Origin of the sequence: Desulfosporosinus hippei DSM 8344, from assembly GCF_900100785.1 — a bacterium.
GTDB lineage: Bacteria > Bacillota > Desulfitobacteriia > Desulfitobacteriales > Desulfitobacteriaceae > Desulfosporosinus > Desulfosporosinus hippei.
In genome coordinates this window covers 57,455-78,626 of sequence record NZ_FNCP01000004.1, presented here as the reverse complement: position 1 = coordinate 78,626, position 21,172 = coordinate 57,455, and the positions used below count along the sequence as shown (strand labels likewise).

Here is a 21,172-nt window from a genome sequence, read left to right as displayed (position 1 = left end):
TATTTGCACAAGTATTTTGAATACATGATGACGTTCAGGCGATCATTTGGTGTTTTTCCTTTGCCTGATCTGGAATAGGGAAATAAATATAGAATGTTGTACCTCTTGAGCTGGAATTGACACAAATCTTAGCTCCATGTGCTTCGACAATTTTGTAACATGTAGCTAGACCTAACCCAGTCCCGGTATCTTTAGTAGTAAAGAAGGGGGTTCCGAGTTTTTGGTTATTTTCAGGTGGAATACCGCATCCTTCATCCTCAATTGCCAGTACCACTTTATCATCCTGTAAATAACTTTCTATAGTCAGGCAACCTCTTTCTGCCATTGCTTCGAGCCCATTGCGGGTTAGATTGAGAATGAGTTGAGTGATTTCTTTGGCATTTAATTCTAGATCGAAAATCTCTCCCAGAGTGAAGCGGATTTGTTTATTTTGAGAAAACGCATCGGCTTCTAAAAGAGGATATAACTGATCAAGAATATCGTTAAGGTTTTGTTGTTTCAGTTCGCTTTTTTTTGTTTGAGCCAGGGAAAGGAATTCCGTAATTATGGAATTTGCACGATCAACTTCCGAAATCATTAGGTCGAAGGTTGGCTTCAGAATTGCATAATCTGGTTTAATGCCAATCAATTGGAGATAGCCCCGAATTGTTGTCAGTGGATTCCTTATTTCATGTCCAATCCCTGCAGCCAATTGTCCGACAAGATTAAGACGGTCGAGTCTGGCCATTTCATCTTGAGCCATCTTTCGGCTTGTAATATCTCGAAAATAGCAGGTTAGGCCGGTTCCTATAGGATAAGCACTTACCTCTAACCATTTATTACCTAAGGCTTCCGAAAGAATTTCAAAAGTGACCGACCTCTTTTCGCACATTACTTCATTAAACCGCTGGAGAGTGGTGTCATTGGCCTCAAAAACTTCAGTCAATTTCATGCCTATCAATTCTTCACGTGATTTTTCCATCACCTTTTCTCCTGCGCGATTTACATAAGTGAAAAGCCAGTTATTATCAATGGCAAAGAAACAATCTGTCATACTTTCAAGGATGTAGGTCATTTCTTCTTGAGAAGAAACCAATTTTTCCTGTACTAGTTTTTGTTTGGTAATATCTCGATAATAAACGGTCAACCCAAATTTGGAAGGATAAGCAGTGACTTCATACCATGTGTCGTTATGTAAAAAACTGGGGTATTCGAATGTTATGGGTAGGCAATCAATGATCGACTTTTGATAAATTAATTCCAGCAGAGTTCCTCGGGCTTGGGGGATTGTTTCCCATAAAACTTCACCTAAGAGCTCTTCTCGTGTTTTGCGGAACAACTCTGAGGCTTTTTTATTGATATAGGTAAAGCGCCATTGATCGTCTAATACGTAAAATACGTCCGGCATACTATTGATAATGTCTGCTATTAGTTGGTTACTTCGAGAAAGCTCTGCCTCTAACGTCAAATATTTTGACAGTTGATCAAGTCTTTCTGTTTGCAGTCGTTTCATTTCAGTAATATCATTATAAGCAAACAGAATACATTCTTGATCGTCAATTTCTATCTTTTCAGCAGAAAGAATTACCGTACCCATCGAACCGAATTTCGTTACTAATGAACATTCAACATTTTGAATAGACCCTTGTAGATCGAGGATTTCCATGATTCGCCCAAATTCACTCTCAGGCAAGCCCAACTCGATGGGCGTTTTACCGATTACATCTTCACGGTTGAAATTTCTTTCTTCAAGGAAACGATCGTTAACATCTATATATCGAAAGTCAGACATCTGAACTATAGCCATCATATGAGGACCTAACTGAAATGCTTTGGCAAATCGATTAGTTGCACCTCTGAGATTTTCTTGTTCTCTCACCCGATCAGTAACATCGTTAAGGATAGCTGCACAGGCAAATTCCCCACAGGGCAGCTGAAAACTACACAAGTCAGCGACATAGTGTCTCTGATCATCTGTACAGATTTCTCGATGCTCCTGTTTTGTGGCATTCAAGAAGGTTCTTTTGCAATCCGGTGATTGAACAAAGGTTTCTGCAATTTGGGAAGTTTGATGTTGCATTTTTAGATTTTTACTTTGCAGAATTGGCCCATTGTTATCGAAAACCATTAAGTTTATTGGACTAACGTTAACAATTGTATTTAGGATTGAGGCTTTGCCAAAGAACTCGGATATCAAGAAGTAGAAGTTAAATAATATGGTTGTGGCAATTGGATTGATGATTAAAACTGGGACAGTAATGACACTAAGAACAACTGTCCTATTATCCCCCCACGGGGGCGTAAAGGCCACAACAAATAAAGAGATACATGACATAACCATTCCGATGATATACCAAAATAGAAGTTTTTTGCCATTTTGACTACTCTTCACCTGGTTTCTTAAGATACTTCCAAAACAAGCAAAAACGATAATACTGAAGACGCCGCCCATAGATCCGTTTCCACCTACAAAATATCGATAAAGCCCACCTATGAAAGCTGCAATTATAGCAGTGATCGGACCACCAATAAATCCTGCCATCGTCATAGTGATATTTCGGAAGTCATAAAAGTGATCTTCAAAAACTTCAATTCTGCCCTTAATAACAAAGATAGTTATAAGTCCGAATAGAATACCTAACAAAAAACGAGAATATTTACTTTTGAGAGATAAGTTAATCCAGATCAGAATACCACATAATAACATTACATCGAGTACATTGGATGCAAGGTCGTAATACAAAATAAATCCCTCCGATATATCAAAATATTTTCTAATAATTAGATTGTACATCCAATGTTCCTAAAAATTTGTCGCATTTATTTGTCGGATAGGAGCTATAATTTGGTATATTAATCACTTCTGTATATAATAATTCGATATGGGTTTTTATAGCATAATATTATGGTAAAATTAGCCTAAAAGAATTTGAACTGCTCGACAGATTTTAGGTGGGAGAGATAGGTTTGGAGAAGAGATGGATAGAAATTTTAGGGCAATTACAGCCCATATCTCCAAGTACTGTAGACGCTTTTGTTACAGATAGTATGGGTGTTTTTATAACTAAGAAACCTATGAACTTTAACGAGGTTGAGCATATTCATCGAGGGTATGAGTTCATTATTCCCTTCGGAGCTACCACCACCTATAAGTTTCACAAGAAAACTGTGAAACTTGAATACAATAAAATCTTACCCGTAAATTGCGAACAGCCCCACATAGCCGTAGATGAAACTTCCATTAATACACTTATTGCTTTATTCCTGGATGTTCAATTCCTTAACAATATAGCTAAATCCATCTTCAACACTATGGAGTTATCCTTTGAAAACATTAGTTACGCCTACGATGCCTACCTCCAGAATATGCTAACAGACTTTGTTAACGAGTTAAAGTTCAAGCAATCTGGATATAACCTAATAACCCAAAGCATAGCCATCCAGGTAGGAGTCTATCTGCTTCGACATCTTAAAAGTAATTGCCTTCTTCCGGTTAATGAACGATCTTATGCTGAGAAGAAACCTATTGCCCGAGCCATAGACTATATTCATGCGAACTATCAAACAGCCTTTTCCCTAAATGACCTTGCTATGGTTACTAATTTGAGTCCGTACCATTTTTCGAGAGTCTTCAAGGCAGAAGTCGGAAAAACACCTATGGATTATATGTTAGATGTTAAAATCTATCATGCTAAGGAACTCTTTTTAAAGTGTAGGGATAAGTCAGTCACCGAAATTTGTTTTGAAAGCGGTTTTAACAACCTCAGCCACTTTAGTCGAACTTTTTTAAAAAAGGTTGGGATAACCCCAACTGATTTTATAAGGCAATCACAATAGCAAATATGGAAAAACAATAAGCAAAATTAGCAAAGACCTTCTTCTGGGATTTTGGTAGAATATACAAAAGTCAAAAGGAGGTATAGAAATGGATTTTGGAGATTGCATTAGATTTATCACCGAGAGTCAAGCAACGTGTACTTTGTGTACTAACGATGGAGGTCAACCTAGGGGTAGGGGAATGGTTCCATTGTGGGTAAAAGAGGATGGAATCTATTTTACAACTGCCAGTTCTAAGAATTTATACTCTCAACTGCTAGCTAATTCTAATGTGGAACTTTGTTTTGTAACATTGCAACATGTGAAGCATTTACGGATAACAGGCCGTGTAGAGTTTGTTGAGGATATTGTTTTAAAGACTAAAGCTTTAGACGAAAGACCTTTTCTAAAAGCCCTCGGTATAAATACGGCAGATGATCCTAACTTTATTCTTTTCCGGGTGGACAACGGAGAGGCTCATTTTTGGACATGGGAAGACAATCTTAAGGAAGCGGACATACCCAGAATTAGATTCTAGCTTTAGTTTTATCCGCAAGAACCGGTAATTGTACAAACCCCGGCAATTAATGAACATAAGAAGTTCAGTATTATCGGGGCTTTCGGCTTTTTTGATACAAATTGAGCATCGTTTTTAACGGTGCTTTTTTTGTTTTCTTCTTTTGCATCCTTTGTAAATAAATGCACCCCTTGGGAAACAAATATGACGTTGACTTAGTTCCGCTCATGCACAAAATTAGACTCGAGAAAAAACGTCAGAATAATAGGACGTTTAAAAAACCGCCTAATCGCTTTGGCGTTTCCAGCGATTAGGCGGTTTTTTACCTTATCTTCTAAAGTCAGGAGTTGAAGAGTGATAAAGCTCCATTATGTATTTAGAATCGGCGGCTATCAAAATACCGTAACGGTGGTGTGGGCCAAAATCAATTTATCACTTTTGGAGATTCAGTAGAGTCAGCATTTACATCTGAGTATATAGGTTGAACAGATCGAACTCTATTTTTTCCCTGTATTAACGCTTGAGTATTTATGGAGGATTTTTTAGAAAAAATTGTTGGGTCAGCTAAGGCAACTATAGCATTTGAAGTAACAAGACCATATACGAGGTGTTGCCATATTTCTGAATAACTGCTTTTAGTTAAACGTGGATTCATTCTATAAAAACCCATTTTTTGTCCGAAAATATATAGAAATCCCCAGGTTAGCACTGACAAGAAGCCACCTTTAAGATTATGATTGTCTTTGCCATATTTTTTGAGTATTTCGACCATCCCGACACCAATACCTGATGCTACTGTCATATGAAATATCTGACCAAGTATGAAATTTTTCCGCTGATTTAATTTGATTGGACTCATTATCATAGAACCTGCAATATGACCGTGGAGACTTTCAGTTTTCTTTGTACGCCATAATATCAAACTTGATACATCCATACAAAGTGCACCTATTAATCCACCTAATATACCAACCGACATAGAATCCCTAATTTTTTTCATATTATATGATCACTTCTTTCGTCTAATTGTAGTAAATAAATTTGAAATGCTCGTTGCTCTGATGTGTAACATCAGTCAGAGATTAACGTTCTTAAAACATAAGATTTCCCTGTTTAAGAATTAGATACTGGAAAATTATGTGTTAATGTTTAGCTATTTGACCAGGTACTTTATCAAATGTGAATTGCTTTAATAAGGCTCTGTCTCGTGGTACTTAAATTTCATCCTTGCTTGTATATGTAAATAAAAGAATATAGAATAAGGATTATATAATAATTATGGTAGAAAAAGAAAATTATTTTCTTGAAGTTTCTTCCCTCTTTACAAAAGTGTTTTCTATTATTTATAGAGGCGGATTGAATATGAACAAAGATCAAATAGTCAGTATTTGTGACAATTTAATTGACCATTTAACAGTTCTTAAAGGATATGTAGAACTGGGTAAGTTGAATAATAAAGTCAATCATTCACTAGTTATATTAGATGAAATAAATAGTATGGAAATAATGGTTACTGAACTGGTTAATAAATTACTATCGCTTGACGAATAACGATTACCATATTCGTATTTTGCTGGCAAGGGAGGATGGAATTTTTGTTGAGGAATAATAGATATATTTTAGTGGTTGATGATAATTGTGGTATACGCCGACTTTTGTGTGAGTTTTTAACTCAAGAAGGTTACTATGTTAAAGAAGCATCTGATGGATTAACGGCTTTAGGACTTGTTATGGAGGAGAAGCCTAATCTTGTGTTGCTCGATTTGAGGATGCCTGGATTAGGAGGTTTACAAACCGCGGATAGATTAAGGGATTTAGTTCCAGAAACAATAGTAGTAATTATGAGTGCTTACTTTGATGCACAAGATTTACAAAAGGCAGTCAAAGAAGGAAAGATTAAACACTTTGTAATTAAACCGTTTGAATTGACAGAACTAGGGGTTCTTATAAAAGATTTATTAAATAACGTTAATATCAACCAAAGCATAATTTCATAACCCTCATTGTGTTAGGAAACATGTCAATAATTAATTCAAACATATCTTACAGCTAAATAAGAAGAGTTAGATTATTATGACTAAGATTTGCTCAGTTCTGATTGGAATACAGAACAATGGAACATCGTTTATTAGTGGGCGATCAGCCGGAAGGATATTCGGGAAGTAGACGTGATTGTCGGTAAGCCCAATTCCTAAAATAATTATCTCACTATTGTTGAATAGCAACAAAAATCTAAGATAATATAGTTAATGCACCAACGGGTGGGAGGCAGGCATGAACAAAGAAGAACTGGTCATAGCGGGTTTCAGGGACTTATTTAACAAGCTGGTTTGGCTTAATAAGTCTAAGATGGAAGACAGTCTCAAGGGTTATAAGTCTTCTGAAGTACATTGCATCGAATACATTGGAAGAAATGAAGATTCCAACGGGACTAAACTTGTAGAGTCCTTTTATATGACTAGCGGTGCTATAAGTAAAATGACTAAGAAGCTCATAAAAAAAGGCATTATCGAAAGCTACCAGAAGCCGGATAACAAGAAAGAAATCTATTTTCGCTTGACTCCGCAAGGGAAAGCAATTTATGAAATCCACGAGGAACTGCACAAAGAGTTTCAAGAGCGGGATAAGGCCGTATTTGAGCAGGTAACCGAGGAACAATTTGACAGTATGCTTAGCTTCGTGGAAAAGTATAGCAGGCATTTGGATGCAGAAATAAAGAAACTGGGTGCAGATATTAAGTCGGAATCAAGGGATTCTTAGCTTCAGATGGAGTTTGCCTAAGAGGAATACTTACTCCAGCTGAAGCTTAGAAGAACTTATCCAGGGACGTAGCAGCCGTTATCTCATCCTCACCGCTAAAGTTGTTCTGTGTAGTTTGCGGTTCGGCGAAAGCAACCACTGGATGCTTTCGTACTTATAGAAGATGGGAGTCTTACGTCTGGTAGTCATCGGATAAATTTGAATAATGAAAACCACAGGCAGCCCAACTCTATTGAGAACAGGCTGCTTTTTCATTGCTATTATTTTGTTGACAAGGAAGGAAAACTATAATAGGATAAATATGCTTCCAAGGAAGCAAAAATACAACTCTTGAGGGGAGAATTTAATGTTCAAATTTAGATCACCCAATGAACAGACCACAGAACCAACCGTCGATAAAAAGGCTTTAATATTCGGTCTTATGTCTGTGTTTCTTTGCGGAATCGGCTTCACGATCATAGCACCAGTCGTTCCATTCTTAGTGCAGCCTTATATAAGCAATCCGGGAGACCAAGCTATAGTTGTCACGCTGCTGACCTCTGTTTATGCAGTCTGCGTGTTTTTTGCGGCTCCCGGACTTGGAGCTTTAAGCGACAGATATGGCCGTCGTCCGGTACTCTTAGTTTGCCTTTTGGGTTCCGCAATCGGGTACGTAGTTTTTGGCTTAGGAGGGGCTCTATGGATACTATTTGTCGGGCGCATCATCGATGGTATAACAGGCGGGACCATAAGCACTATCTTCGCCTATTTTGCAGACATCATTCCTCGGGAACAGAGAACCAAGTACTTTGGGTGGGTGAGTGCGGTTGTAGGTGTAGGCACCGTCATTGGCCCCACTTTAGGTGGATTACTTGCTAAGTTTGGCTATTCTGTACCTTTATATTTTGGAGCAATAATAACTTTATTGAATGTTGTTTATGGATTCTTTTATATGCCTGAGAGCCTTGACAAGAATAATAGACTGAAAAAGATTACCTTTACAAGACTGAATCCATTTACCCAGCTGGCAAACATACTTGCCATGAAAAACTTAAACAGGCTCCTTGTCTCAGCCTTCTTACTTTGGATACCCAACGGATCTTTACAGGCAGTTTTTTCGCAATTTACAATCGATACTTTCAGTTGGAAGCCAGCCCTAATCGGACTTATGTTTTCAATTATGGGCATCCAAGACATCATCTCCCAAGGCTTGATAATGCCAAAGCTGTTGTTGAAACTTAGTGATGCTCGCATTGCAATTCTTGGCATGGCTGCGGAGATCATAGGCTACAGTCTTATTGCAGCATCGGCTTTGTTTTCATTCTATCCTCTTTTAATCGCTGGAATGTTTATATTTGGTTTTGGTGATTCGATCTTTGGACCTTCATTCAATGGGATGCTCTCCAAGTCTGTCGATTCCAGTGAACAAGGAAGGATTCAAGGAGGCAGCCAATCTATTCAGGCTTTGGCAAGAATGATTGGGCCGATCATTGGAGGTCAAATCTATGTATCACTTGGTCATGCCGCACCCGCTTTTATGGGTATGATCCTTATAGCGGCGGCAATACCGGTTTTATACAAGAGAACGCCTGTAACAATATAAACTGCCTGCTTTCTTTAGGCAAGACGAAAGGCCAGCATTTTTGCAAGTTGCAAAGTGCTGGCCCTTCGAGCCTGTGAGTCTTGCTAAGATTGAACTAACCTATGTCAACTATAATTGAAGATAAATTTAATGCTTTCCCGCCAACTTTGACTCCTTTGATTTCCGTGCCATCAACAGCCAGGGAAACCAGTATTTCCGACGGTTTTTTCATAGAATAACCCTGTTCAATGATAAGATGTGAAGCTTGATTAAAATCGAGCTTGCCGTATTTATAAAGGTAACAGCCAAGAGCGCCGTTTGATGTACCTGTAGCGGATTCTTCCGGGATCTCAAACAAGGGGGCAAAGTTTCTGCAGCAGGCGGTGGAGTTATTGATTGATTCAAGTGTGAATACATGATAACCGACTGCATTGTACTTTCTGCTGATTTCTCTGATTTTTTCAAAATCCGGTTTTATGGTGTGTAAAATATCCAAGCTTTTTATGGGCACTATAATATCCCTCAAACCTGTGGATACTATTTGAACCGGCAGATCTTCAAGAATGCTGGCTGTTTCAATGTTTAATGAATAGGCGATTTCGCTCTTTTCAACGGTTTCAAAAAAAGAGGGGAGCGGCTGACACATCATAATCGACATGTCTTTCGTTATTTCAACTCCCAAAATTCCTGCTTTGGTTTCCTGCAGGTAGCTGCCCGGCTTTAGATAGCCTAGAGCTGCCAGAGTATAGAAGGTTCCTATTGTAGCATGTCCGCATAGATCCACTTCTTCCCTCGGGGCAAAGAATCTTACCCTGAAATCTGCCAGATTCGATTTCAGAACAAATGCTGTCTCACTGAATCCGAGAATGGCAGCAATTTTTTGCATTTGTACATCTGACAGAAAATCAGCATTTGGAACTACTCCTGCCGCGTTACCTCCTTCGGTGGTTTTTGCAAATGAATTAATTGCATACGCGTTCACTTTCATAGTTGTTCCTCTCAATCCTTCAGTCTTTTTACTCGAAAAATTCGAATGGGAAAATTAAGATCAACGTTGATATTTCTAACTAAGTCGGAGAAATTTTCACAATAAAAAAATAAATTAAACAATTAATAGATTTAAAGCCCCATTATATAGAAGGAAAAATATTTCTGCAATCGATGAAATTAATGGTATGAATTCAAAGATACTCTATCACATACAACCTATTAAATAAACTTAACCAGCAGGGGTTGAGTCAAAGAATGCAAAAAAAAGTCACTTACTATTGAGAACTTGTCCAGAAAGAAAGATCTGCCCCAACCTTTTTGATTTTACCCTAAAAGCAAAAAAAGAGGGGGCTAGCCCCTCTCGTAGTTAATGAAGGTTGTAAAATTCTAGGTCAAATAATTTTCGATAGTATACTCGGTTAATCGTTCTTGAAGCCAAGGATCAAATTCTGTAGTCAATTTTTGATCTAACAAGATCTCTTTGATTTTATCGCTGCTTTCCTCAAGAGTGGCTGCCTTTGCTTCCGTTCTGGCTTCAATCTTAATAATGTGATATCCGTAGTCTGTCTTGACCGGATCACTGATTTGGCCAACTTCTAAAGAGAAGGCCACCTCTTCAAATTCTTGTACCATTTCTCCTTTAGCAAAGAAGCCAAGGTTTCCACCTAGCTCTTTGGTACTTTCGTCCGTTGAATATTGCTTAGCTAAGTCAGCAAAAGCCTCACCGGCTGCAATCTTTGCTTTAATCTCGTTGGCAAGTTCTGCGGTCGTCACTAGAATATGGCTGGCGTTTACTTCCTCGGCAACGTCAAGACTGTCTTTATTCGTATCAAAGTATGCTTTTATTTCGTCCTCAGTTATAGGATTTTGGGCTTCAAGCAGTCTGGTCATTTGAAGATTGGTTAGGATATTTGTCCTAAGAGTATCCAGAGTGATCCCATTTGTTGCCAGGGCTTGGCTAAAGTCTTCTTCACTAGCAAAGGATGCTTTCACTGTGGCAAGTTCCTTATCAATATCCGCCTCAGTAACTTGGATCTTCTGTTTTTCGGCTTCTTGCTCAATGATACTCTGTTGAATCAAAGTATTTAAGGCATCACTGCCCCCTTGCTGAAGCAGAAACTCCTGTAGCTCCGTCTCAGAGATGGCCACCCCGTTGACCTTGGCAACAATGTTGTTTTGAGTAGCATAAACAGATCCGATTCCAATTACAGCAACTAAGAGGATGGTGAACAGCCCTACATAAATCGTCTTAAGTTTTTTAAATGTCATTGCTTTACTCCTTTAAAGTTGATTATTAGTTAGAACGTTGGTTTACAATACTCCGGTCCTTTGATCATAACCTGTTCAGAAGAACCCTTAGGATCCTTAAACACTAGTCTTTTTTGTATCAAATAGCTGAATAGGAATAAGATTGTCTCAGTGAGAAGTTTGGCATAAAATAAGGGGACACCGAGTTGGAGATTGATCATGTGCAGAAGTGCATAATTCAAAGCCATTACGACCAGTACGAGGGTGAAGTACTTTTTCAGTGAACCTTGGAAGCCGGTTTGATTGTCTTTAGAGAAGACAAAGGCCCTATTTAAAGTATAATTACAGATAGAGCTGCAAACTCTCGCTCCTACTACAGCAAGTAATAAATTCGGATATATAGACTGTATAAGCAGCAAGAGGGCGATATCAAGCAGACCTGACAGCAGGGAAGACGCACTGAATTTTAGAATCGGAAAATATACTTTAGCCGAATCGATAAAGGTTCGGAAATGTGAGGAGTGGTTGTGATGGTATACAGTATGGATATCCACCTCACTGAAGGAGTAGCCTTCCTCCTCAGCTGCGAGCAGACAGTTCATTTCGTACTCAAAGCGCTCTCCCGGAACACTGCAGAGCCAGTCGAGCATAGCTGGGCTGAACCCACGCAGCCCTGTCTGGGTATCATGAATCCGTTGACCTGTGGAAAAGGAATAGACCATTCTGGTTACAGTATTTCCAAAACGGCTGCGCAGGGGGACCTTCCCTGTAAAACGTCTGCAGCCGAGAATAATGTGTCCTTTTGCCCCCTTGATTGCTTGAGATATCTTGATAATATCCTGGGGTAAATGTTGCCCATCACTATCAGCGCAGACAACCCCTTCATTTTCTCCTGTTTCCTGAATATATCGAAACCCTGTCTTCAAGGCTCGTCCTTTACCTTGATTTGTTGTATGAGTTAACACAGTACAACCATAAGCTTTGACAGCCTTGAAAATCTCATGGTAGGCCTTGCCGCTGCCATCATCCACAACGATGATCTTAAAGTTACAGACAGCCTGTAATTTCTCGATCAGGATCAATAGTCTTAGATCTGGTTCGTATGCAGGAATCAGTATCGTCATTACTCGACCTCCTACTTAATGAGTTTGGAGTTTTAATTAGCTATCAATCACCCTTTTATATATAAAATATCACTAACTGAACGTTCCTCTTGCTTACCTAGAGGGTTGTTCACAACTCTGCCCATAAAATACATGGTTGAGGAACCTCCTCCGTCAAGATTATAGGCCTCGGTACAGCCCAGGTCGGCGAATACAGCGGCAAACTCAGATAAGGTCATACCTTTGCTGTAGTTTTCCTTACGCCCATCCACAACTACGAAGACATAATGGTTAGCAGAAATCAGGCCTATACCTGTTCGGGGATTCGAGCCTTGAATAGAGCGATTTCCAAAATTGCTATCGATGGAAACCTTCTCAAAGTCCTCAAGGATTTCACTATTCTTAATCAGGACCGGACCAAAGGATAAAGTGTGAAGGGCTCCTGAGGCTAATAGGGAAGAGGAGGCTACTTCTGTTTCAGCAAATGTTTGCATCGTCCCATCTTCAAATAAGGCGGCACCAACCCGAGCCGGTTCATCCCTGTACAGAACGCCATTCCGGATTAACACCCCATCGCTGCGAAAACCGTAATAGTCTCCGTTTACCGCGAAGATGGCCTGGTTATCTGCAGCAATTTGAGAGGTTTTTTCAACAACGTTTCGTCCGAAGATATTCTTGGCAAAGGCTGATTTCAAACTTGAAGCATCACTCATTTGAACGTCTGCCACAAAATAAGTGACCATGTCTTCACCTTGACCGGTTTGTACTTTTTCAATGTTGATAGTCACATTGTCACTTTTGTAGTTCCAATCATCGGACTCCACATTACTTTGAGTTTCTGTAACGGCACTTTCAGCTGTTAATATCTTGCCTTCCACATGTTCGATCAAATAACGATCTGCCAGGAGGTATAACCCGAAAGCTGTGGCTAATAATATAATGAGTAGGATGTATCTGGCTTTGTTCCTTTTAATCTTAGTATCGACGATGTTTAGCCTCCCTTACTGAGTTAGGACTCTAGGTATACTTTACAATGCTATCCTTAAATGACCCTGAGATGCAGCTGAAATTCAGCTGAAATAATGAACTAATTGATCTACAATAAGAAGTAATAAATGGAAAAATGGGTCTAACAACCATAAGAAAAGCGCTCTCACTCCACTTGGACAGTGGAAGGAGAGCGCTATTTGATGCTGAGGGAGATAATCTTCTTGTGTTGACCTATTAACGTTTGCGTTTAAAAAATGTGATAAACAAGCCGGTAAGAAGGAGAACAACCAGTGAAATCCCTGTCGTGATTAACTCGGTGACGCTACCTTGGCCAATTGTTGAGTTCATATCACCGTTGGGGCCCCCCATGCCACCCATGCCATTTGGTGGGCCGCCTTGCCCCCCTTTAGCAAATGGGGGTGCTTCATTTTGTTGGTCATTAGGCTGTTGTTGGCCGATAGCCTGATTTGGGTCAGTCTGTCCGTTAGGACTCTGCTCCACTTGTGCCGGGGCGTCCGGGTTTTGGGCGTTGGCCACGGGTTGTCCTTCTGCTGCGGTTGGTTCGTTCCCTGGGACATTATTTCCTCTTTGCCCCCTGCCCATAGCACCTCCGCGAGTGTCTCCGCTTCCTGAACCGTCTCCCGAGGAAGGAATTGTTCCCTCAAGCTGCTGATCGATGCTTTGAACATTAGAGGTATTGAAGGACAGTAATTGAGTTACCCCTTGCTCATATTCTTCGTAAGTGGAGAAGGCGGAGGGATCTGCCTTGACGTAAGGATCGATGAGCTGAGTCAGTTCTTGCACTCTGGTTTGGAACTGGGCATCAGACAAGTAGCCTTCGATGGCTTCACTAAGCATTTCATGATAAGTTGCTTTATATTCCTCTACTTGAAGCAGCTTAGCTATAAGGGGTCTTTCAGATAAAGCACCTTGCGTGGGCTCATCAATTAAGATATTAGATCCCCCAAATCCTCCGAAGGCCATATTATAATCCCAAGGCAGTATGGAAAAGACGCCATCATCTTCATACAAATAATAATTATGCTTGTTTTGGCCCAAGTAGCTATCCATATTTGCGGTGAGCACGTTTAGAGCAACATAGCCAAGTGCTTCTTCCACATCCAACACCTTCGCGTAATCGCTGCCGTTATTGAGTTCATTCAACATGTTAATCAGGCTATCGCTATCAGATGACTTTGATTTCTCGACCAGGCTGGAATAAGATGAAACATCCTCTCCTAACCAGGTGAGATCACTGCCTGCTCCATTCATTTCGGCCTTGTACAATTCACCGGTGGTATTATCGAAATTCCGCTCCAGGTAGGCATCCCCGATCTGTTCCACTGCGAGATAGAAGCCCCAGAGCTCGTCATTGACGTAGATATTGACGTAAGAGTATTTAGGGGTCGGCAGGCCCATTGCCTCGGCTAATTCATAGGTGAGGAATTCTCGCAGATAGGAGGCATCGCTGTACATGTTGTTGAGGTTAATTTTTGTCAGTCCGGCTAAGGTCTGATTGTCCATATATTCATCGAAGGACAGCTTAAAGCTATAACGCTCGGAATCTGTCCGGGAAACACTCTGTAGAGACAAATTGCCTTTGGCCCGTATGCCGATATTATCAAGCTTTATGCCGTTATACTCCACAGAGGCGGTTTTAAATTCCTCCTCCGAAGCATTTTCGATGAGATCTTGAAAATCATTGTCATCTATGGTGATTTTCACATCGACGACTTTGTCTTTGGGAAACACCGTTTCGTCGAGGACAGCGTTGGTGTCTATAACTTCTGAGTAGTTTGCGGAGGTCTCGGAGGTATAAGTTTGAGTGAATCCACCGTTACTGATGACCCCGATAATCAAGAGGATAACAAATCCGAAAAGTAGAAACGGTACTGGGAGTTTGAACTTCATTCCTTAAACACCACCGATCATGATACAAAATCTCCGCTGTAGCTGATGAGTACAGCGTCTTTCACGCCAACAAGTGCTGAAATTTCGTTGACAAAACTACTTTCTTTATCTTTAATTCGAACTTCAAGAGTTATTTCAAGATTGTTTGGGGATACGTTTTTCTGTTTCAAATTATATCGTTTGGCATGTTTGTGGACTAGGCTGAGAAGGTTTTTTTCGCTCTCGTCGCCGTCGCAATTAACCACTAGCAGGTAGGGGGTTTCAAAGGAGGACTTCTTGATAAAGATAAACATCACTAAACCAATCATAATGGATCCCGTAATGGCCAGGGAATAGAACCCAGCGCCCACTACAATGCCTGCGGCGGCACCCCAGAAAATAAAAATCAGGTCGGTAGGGTCTTTAATAGGAGTTCGAAATCGCACGATACTGAGTGCACCGACCATACCTAGGGAGAGGACCAGGTTTGAATTGATGGCAATGATAATCATGGCAGTCACCATCGTAATACCGATTAAGGTCACATTAAAGCTCTTCGAGTATAAGACGCCACTGAAAATTCGCTTGTAAAGCAGATAAATGAAGAAGCCGACAAAGAAGGCCATGGTCATGGTAATCAGGACTTGAGAAATGGCGATATCGGAAACAAAATTACTCATGACAGAGTTTTTAATAATATCCGTAAAGGTAAGAGCAGCTGTATCAGTGTTCATTATTGGTCCTCCCATGAATTTAATTTAATATATTTTCGGCAGATTACATATTTCGAGGCGGACTGACGCTGCAAGCCCTCCAACTGTAAGGCGTTTCGAATAGGGCTGGGTAAATACTCATCGTATTTAACTTCCAGGATAATGTGGTTTTCTGACAAGGCCCGAACCATACTCAACTCTTGATTGAAGAGATCGGTGCGCTGCAAACCACTTTTCAGGTCTTTATCAAAGGTGATGCGAACATTACCTTTCGGCTGAATATAAGGCTCTCTGACATAATCTACAATCACTTTTGGGCGCAACAATTTATGAGCCATTTCATTGTGTAATTCCAGCAAAAACGGGTTGCTCGGGTTCTTAAGTCTCTGATAGTCCCCGGCCAGGATGTTGTCAGTCATTTCTCTGGTGAGTGACTCTTTGACTTTGGCAATATAGTCCCCGTTCTTAATCTTTTTTTCAAAGTGAATCACCTTGTCTTCTAAATTATAGATGCGGATCCGGTATTTCTTACGTTGACTTATCCCTCCTAATTTTTCAGCAAGGGCCTTGTTGCCGATGTCATCAAAGTATAAGCTGCGAATATGGTACTCTCCGGTAGGACCGACGTGCTCATCTTGTTCCATCAGGTTTTTAAGGCGCTGCCGCAGGGTGTAATATTGATGAAAATTAACAAAGAATTTTAACTCATGACGATATTTGATAGCTTGGTTCAGTGTTCACACCTCGTTTCTCCTCATGTGTAATGCTTCACTGGGATATTGGCATTATAACGAAGCTTGCTGAATTGGAATTGAGGATGAACTGAATGTTTGCTGAAGGAATGATCTCAAGCCTCCAAATTTGACGGAGTAATTTCCATCAACACAAAAAGAGAGCAGGGCTCCGTGAATATTCGGCGGATGCTGTCTGGATTTAATTTGTTGAATTGGAAGGAATGTTCAGATCAGTTGTGGAAATCTATAGACAACGACATCTGGCTATTATAGAGTGATTGAAATTATTAAGTTATCAGAAATTTAGGGTTAAGAGGGGAGGATCAATGATTTTGAAAATCATAGGTCTTTTGTTTTTGGGAGTCGTATTACATTTAGCTACAATTCTGTTGTCTCGTCATGTTGAGCCAGTTGACGAATCGAATGCAGTAGTACGATATTTGGCTTCAATTGTGATTATGGGATTTAATATTCTTAAGGTTTTCATTCTCTTTGCCATTATTTTGCTGGTAATTAATATCACTAGTTTGTAAACTTGATTTTCGTGGGATTAAGGGGTGAGAATTTAAGTATTGGATTATTATCGGATTGCGAATTCAATGAGGAAGAATTGACCCGTGGCTAAATTTTCGGTCGTTTTGCATACTTGTTTCAGTTTGAATTGTGTTATAATGGAAATAATCAGTGATTTGAACCATCGTCATGAGCAACACATAGAATTCATTGTTTATAATAAAAATAATGTTAATTGTGGAATGATTAAAGGTTGAAGGATGGTGAGAGATTATGAATCAGATAGCGATCAACATGTATCTGCCTGAGGATGTGTTATTGGAGATAAACTCACTGCATATAGAGGGCAAGACCCTTGAGGATAAACTAAAACTCAACCTTTCCATAGGTCTCTTCGTATCCAAAGATATAAGTCTTGGAAAGGCTGCCCAACTTGCAGGCAAGTCTTTATCAGAATTCATCAATATTCTTAACCATTTGAATATTCCTGCTATCGATTATACAGAGGAAATGTATGAAGATGACATTAAATTTATCCAACCACGAAATTAAGAGGCCCAGTGTATGAATATTGTCTCAAATTCCAGCCCGCTGATATAACAGAGCTAATGAATGTCGATTTTAGAATAACGCCTACCTTGCTTCAAAGAATACTTGATGATTTAAATTGAGGCGGGACTGAGACCTATTTTTACTCTCCCGTCTATGCCAGCTGACCATCTGCAATTATCAGAAATGTTGCGGGCGGTCATTTGTTTATTTATCAGAACAGAAGAAAGTCGCCTAAATTCCCGTCTATATAATTAAGAAATGACGTGAAAGGGTGATGAAGAAATGAAACGAAGGATTTTTATAGGGCTGATTATCATGACAGCGGTCATTACCGGGTTGCTTGCCGGTTGTAGTTCGACTGAGGAAAATGCCAATAATGAGGGCAATAAAACTACTGATCAAAAAATCAGTGCCGAAGAAAGAAAACGAATAGATTTATATCTTGCCGTGATGGAGGGTGCCTTTAGAGAGGAGAATGGTGGCGACCTATTTGTTGCCGTAAAATTAGACACCTTGGCAGGGCTGGGTGATGAGGCTAAATCAGAGGTGCTAAAAGAGTTGAAGAGTCTATCTGCGAATGTCTACGGCTTTGATAAAGATAAGATTGACAATAGCCACTTTAAGGTAGACGCTGACGTTAGGTTAATAAGAACCTTGGACGGTTCCTTGTTGTGGGTAGAAATAAAGGAATATAGTGAAGATAAGGCGATAATAATCGGAGTATCCTGGTTCGGAAATACAGGAGCGGTTTTTCCCAGGTATGATGCAGTATTTGCCGACGGAAAGTGGCAGCTAAAGTTAATAAGCATGGCTATATCTTAACAATAATCATTCCTGGGTTTTTCGGAATCAACTGAGGCAATACGAGCCTATCTTCATCATAAAAACGGTTATGGCGCTTTAGTTGTAATGAGCATCGAAACCTACGAAGCAATGCAGGTATTGTCAGGGAGAGATATTTTTAGTATAATACATCTTGAATATCAAACAATAAGATACTATAACTAAACTTGGAGGATGGCTTATGAGAGAGGAATTAACCAATGAACTTTTATTTTTCTTTAACGGGTTTTCGTCTTGGGAAAATTCAATAGTACGTGCCAGTGATTTGACTATTTCAGAGGCCCATGCCTTAGAAGTATTGGGGGAACACGAAAAAATAAATATGAAATCTCTAGCTCAAAAACTGGGAGTTACTACGGGAACTACGACGGTTACAGTCGATAGGCTTGAGAAGAAAAATTTTGCAAAACGTGAATCAACGCAAGAAGATAGACGGGTTAACTTAATTGTATTAACAGAAAAAGGGAAGCAGGCTTTTGAAGAACACCATAACTACCACATACAATTAACGGAACAGATGGTCTCAGTTTTGAGCGAAGAGGAAATAAAGCAATTTCATGATACCCTTAAAAAGATAAATATGGAGACTTTCTAATCTGAGCCAGTAAAGTCAACACTCAATTAATAACAAAACCATTCTAGTCAATTTTTCTTTTACATATCTGCAAAATTGCTGAAACATGGCTTTTGGGAGGGATTTTTTTTGTCTATATAGCTTGAGTTTCAAATAATAAGAAAGTCTTACTAAAGTTGAGAGGCTAATGATTTCGGAACTAACTAATGAACTCTTATTGCTCATTATCTGAGAAAATGCAATAGAATCAACTCAGGAAGATAGAAGGATTAACTTAATTGCTCTAACTGAAAACGGTAAAAGAAATAGGTATCTGAAAGGATGATATAGATGATAAAACTATTGAAAGATGAGGAAAAAAGGACAGTCCTATTCCTTGCAATATCGTTCATTTCCGTGGTAATCAGCTTCTTAAATGTAGGGGATTTACCCTTTGATGTCGCATGGTTGGCAATTTTATTGTGCGGGATACCGATCATCAAGGGGGCAGTTGTCGGCCTCGTTACCGAATTTGATATTAAAGCCGACGTGCTGGTATCCATCGCCTTAATTGCCGCGGTTATCATTGGCGAAATTTTTGCCGCTGGGGAAGTTGCCTTTATTATGGCAATCGGTGCGTATCTGGAAGAACGAACTGTGGCAAAAGCCCGAGCAGGTATTGAAAAGTTGGTGCATCTAACTCCTACAACGGCAAGGGTCGCTAGGAATGGGGAAGAGGTTATTGTCCCTGCCGAGCAGGTCAAGGTTGGTGACATCCTCCGGGTGCTTGCCGGCGAAACCATTGCTGTAGACGGCATCATTATCAACGGTCAAACCTCGGTTAATCAGGCAGTGATGACCGGAGAGAGCCTACCGGTGGACAAGAGCGAGGGCGATGAGGTTTATAGCGGTACGGTCAATCAGTACGGCACATTCGAAATGAAGGCTACAAAAGTTGGCGAAGACAGCTCCCTGCAAAGAATGATAAGGCTGGTACAGTCGGCGGACGCCGGCAAAGCGAAGATTGTCGGGATTGCGGACAGATGGGCTACTTGGATTGTAGTGATTGCCTTGCTTTCAGCCGTCGCCACCTGGTTAATGACCGATGAAATAATCCGCGCTGTGACCATCTTAGTCGTATTTTGTCCTTGTGCCTTGGTGTTGGCAACGCCAACCGCTATTATGGCCGGCATCGGCAATGCCACGAAATTTGGTATCCTGATCCGCGAAGGCGACGCCTTGGAAAGACTATCTGCGGTAAAGCGAATTGCCTTTGACAAAACAGGCACCCTCACTTATGGAAAACCTGACGTCGCAGCCGTCGAGAGCTTTAATCCCAGCTTGACTGTTGCTGAATTGCTGTCTCTGACGGCTTCCGCTGAGCTGCGTTCCGAGCATCCCTTAGGAAAAGCCATTGTCACTCATTACAAGCTTGCCTCTAATCCATCCCTACCGGAACCCAGCGATTTTCAGATGCTTGCGGGGCGCGGTGTTTCCGCTCTGGTAGACGGCCGCAGGATACTGGCCGGGAATGTAGAACTGCTGGGTGATAACTCTATCCTCTTACCCCCAACCATAGTAGACAAGGCGGATACATACAGAAATGACGGCTGCACCATCATCTTTGTATCTGTGGACGGCGAGCCTTCGGGTTTTATCGCCTTGTCGGACACGTTACGGCCCGATGCCGTGAATGTGGTTAGGAAGATTGAGAAATTAGGGGTTAAGAACGTCTTGCTAACAGGTGACAATCGCCAGGCCGCGTCTCATATGGCAAAGATCGCCGGAATTCAGGACATCCATACGGATTGCCTGCCCGAAAATAAACTGGCAATTATTGAAGAGTATCAAAGCCGCGGCGACTTGGTCTGCATGGTAGGCGACGGTGTAAACGATGCGCCTGCGCTAAAAAAAGCCCATGTGGGCATCGCTATGGGAGGTATCGGCAGTGATATCGCCGTGGAAGCAGCGGACATTGCCCTAGTCGGTGACGATATAAAGAGCATTCCCCATTTGCTAGCTTTAGCAAAACGAACGATGAATACCATCAAGTTCAATATGGCGATTTCCATGGCCCTTAATTTTGTCGCAATTATTCTGGCGATGGCAGGGGTTCTCGGACCTGTTGTGGGTGCGCTGGTACATAATGCCGGTTCAGTCGCGGTGATTATCAATTCATCCTTATTATTACACTGGAAGGAGAATAAGAAATAAACCCGTTGATTTTTGCCATCGATGGTTCCACTTGAGTCTTCATAGGGTAAAACAAAAAGGAGTCGTGGATAACTCCTTAATCTTGAGAAATTTTAAAAAGAACTATTTTCATGGAATAATGGTACACCCAGTAAAATGATTAACAATTGCCTGTTTTGAGGTCTGACTAATCTAGATTAGTCATCTTAAAACAGGC

Annotated in this window: 20 protein-coding genes; 11 read left to right on the top strand and 9 right to left on the bottom strand. The window is 40.5% G+C overall.

The window, feature by feature from the left end:
• Positions 1 to 34 precede the first annotated feature (34 nt).
• Positions 35 to 2,722, bottom strand: a complete 2,688-nt coding sequence (locus BLS16_RS04945; protein ID WP_092330691.1) for a PAS domain S-box protein — start codon at positions 2,720 to 2,722, stop codon at positions 35 to 37.
• A gap of 224 nt (positions 2,723 to 2,946) precedes the next feature.
• Here BLS16_RS04945 and BLS16_RS04940 point away from each other — a divergent pair, with 224 nt between their 5' ends.
• Together BLS16_RS04940 and BLS16_RS04935 are read left to right on the top strand one after the other, a co-directional pair.
• On the top strand, positions 2,947 to 3,816 hold the full coding sequence (locus BLS16_RS04940; RefSeq protein ID WP_092330689.1) for an AraC family transcriptional regulator: 870 nt from the start codon (positions 2,947 to 2,949) through the stop codon (positions 3,814 to 3,816).
• Between the two features lie 88 nt (positions 3,817 to 3,904).
• Positions 3,905 to 4,333, top strand: a complete 429-nt coding sequence (locus tag BLS16_RS04935; protein WP_092330687.1) for a pyridoxamine 5'-phosphate oxidase family protein — start codon at positions 3,905 to 3,907, stop codon at positions 4,331 to 4,333.
• A gap of 403 nt (positions 4,334 to 4,736) precedes the next feature.
• Here the strand turns inward: BLS16_RS04935 and BLS16_RS04930 are convergent, their stop codons facing one another.
• Positions 4,737 to 5,312 (bottom strand): hypothetical protein, encoded by a 576-nt coding sequence (locus BLS16_RS04930; RefSeq protein ID WP_242876196.1) that lies wholly within the window; start codon positions 5,310 to 5,312, stop codon positions 4,737 to 4,739.
• Positions 5,313 to 5,590: 278 nt separating this feature from the next.
• On the opposite strand from BLS16_RS04930, the gene BLS16_RS04925 reads away from it, so the two are divergent.
• The 4 genes from BLS16_RS04925 to BLS16_RS04910 all read left to right on the top strand — a co-directional run bounded on the left by BLS16_RS04925 (position 5,591) and on the right by BLS16_RS04910 (position 8,654).
• Positions 5,591 to 5,863 (top strand): hypothetical protein, encoded by a 273-nt coding sequence (locus BLS16_RS04925; RefSeq protein WP_242876195.1) that lies wholly within the window; start codon positions 5,591 to 5,593, stop codon positions 5,861 to 5,863.
• Between the two features lie 35 nt (positions 5,864 to 5,898).
• Positions 5,899 to 6,309, top strand: a complete 411-nt coding sequence (locus BLS16_RS04920; protein ID WP_176786073.1) for a response regulator — start codon at positions 5,899 to 5,901, stop codon at positions 6,307 to 6,309.
• A gap of 277 nt (positions 6,310 to 6,586) precedes the next feature.
• Positions 6,587 to 7,072, top strand: coding sequence for a MarR family transcriptional regulator (locus tag BLS16_RS04915; protein WP_092330681.1), 486 nt, complete (start codon positions 6,587 to 6,589; stop codon positions 7,070 to 7,072).
• 346 nt (positions 7,073 to 7,418) lie between these two features.
• On the top strand, positions 7,419 to 8,654 hold the full coding sequence (locus tag BLS16_RS04910) for an MFS transporter (protein WP_092330679.1): 1,236 nt from the start codon (positions 7,419 to 7,421) through the stop codon (positions 8,652 to 8,654).
• A 94-nt stretch (positions 8,655 to 8,748) separates the two neighbouring features.
• Here BLS16_RS04910 and BLS16_RS04905 read toward each other — a convergent pair whose 3' ends face one another.
• From BLS16_RS04905 to BLS16_RS04875, 7 genes are all read right to left on the bottom strand, one after another.
• The gene (locus BLS16_RS04905) at positions 8,749 to 9,621 is read right to left on the bottom strand and encodes a PhzF family phenazine biosynthesis protein (protein ID WP_092330676.1); all 873 of its coding nucleotides are present in this window, start codon (positions 9,619 to 9,621) and stop codon (positions 8,749 to 8,751) included.
• A gap of 389 nt (positions 9,622 to 10,010) precedes the next feature.
• Positions 10,011 to 10,892, bottom strand: coding sequence for a peptidylprolyl isomerase (locus BLS16_RS04900; RefSeq protein WP_092330673.1), 882 nt, complete (start codon positions 10,890 to 10,892; stop codon positions 10,011 to 10,013).
• Between the two features lie 29 nt (positions 10,893 to 10,921).
• The gene (locus tag BLS16_RS04895) at positions 10,922 to 11,995 is read right to left on the bottom strand and encodes a bifunctional glycosyltransferase family 2/GtrA family protein (protein ID WP_092330671.1); all 1,074 of its coding nucleotides are present in this window, start codon (positions 11,993 to 11,995) and stop codon (positions 10,922 to 10,924) included.
• Between the two features lie 47 nt (positions 11,996 to 12,042).
• Positions 12,043 to 12,852 carry a phosphodiester glycosidase family protein gene (locus BLS16_RS04890; RefSeq protein ID WP_242876194.1) on the bottom strand — a complete coding sequence of 270 codons (810 nt, stop codon included), beginning with the start codon at positions 12,850 to 12,852 and terminating at the stop codon, positions 12,043 to 12,045.
• A gap of 346 nt (positions 12,853 to 13,198) precedes the next feature.
• Positions 13,199 to 14,875, bottom strand: coding sequence for a CotH kinase family protein (locus tag BLS16_RS04885; protein ID WP_092330666.1), 1,677 nt, complete (start codon positions 14,873 to 14,875; stop codon positions 13,199 to 13,201).
• Positions 14,876 to 14,892: 17 nt separating this feature from the next.
• Entirely contained in the window at positions 14,893 to 15,588 is a 696-nt protein-coding gene (locus BLS16_RS04880) for a DUF4956 domain-containing protein (protein WP_092330663.1), read from the bottom strand.
• Entirely contained in the window at positions 15,588 to 16,289 is a 702-nt protein-coding gene (locus BLS16_RS04875) for a polyphosphate polymerase domain-containing protein (protein WP_282433725.1), read from the bottom strand. The genes BLS16_RS04880 and BLS16_RS04875 overlap by 1 nt, the downstream gene beginning before the upstream one ends.
• 344 nt (positions 16,290 to 16,633) lie before the next feature.
• Between BLS16_RS04875 and BLS16_RS04870 the strand changes: the two genes are divergently transcribed.
• From BLS16_RS04870 to BLS16_RS04850, 5 genes are all read left to right on the top strand, one after another.
• Positions 16,634 to 16,834, top strand: a complete 201-nt coding sequence (locus BLS16_RS04870; protein ID WP_143015501.1) for a hypothetical protein — start codon at positions 16,634 to 16,636, stop codon at positions 16,832 to 16,834.
• A gap of 253 nt (positions 16,835 to 17,087) precedes the next feature.
• On the top strand, positions 17,088 to 17,366 hold the full coding sequence (locus BLS16_RS04865) for a UPF0175 family protein (RefSeq protein ID WP_092330655.1): 279 nt from the start codon (positions 17,088 to 17,090) through the stop codon (positions 17,364 to 17,366).
• A gap of 282 nt (positions 17,367 to 17,648) precedes the next feature.
• Positions 17,649 to 18,188, top strand: a complete 540-nt coding sequence (locus BLS16_RS04860) for a hypothetical protein (RefSeq protein WP_092330653.1) — start codon at positions 17,649 to 17,651, stop codon at positions 18,186 to 18,188.
• Between the two features lie 202 nt (positions 18,189 to 18,390).
• Positions 18,391 to 18,804 (top strand): MarR family winged helix-turn-helix transcriptional regulator, encoded by a 414-nt coding sequence (locus BLS16_RS04855; protein WP_092330650.1) that lies wholly within the window; start codon positions 18,391 to 18,393, stop codon positions 18,802 to 18,804.
• A 309-nt stretch (positions 18,805 to 19,113) separates the two neighbouring features.
• The gene (locus BLS16_RS04850; RefSeq protein WP_092330647.1) at positions 19,114 to 20,976 is read left to right on the top strand and encodes a heavy metal translocating P-type ATPase; all 1,863 of its coding nucleotides are present in this window, start codon (positions 19,114 to 19,116) and stop codon (positions 20,974 to 20,976) included.
• Positions 20,977 to 21,172 lie beyond the last annotated feature (196 nt).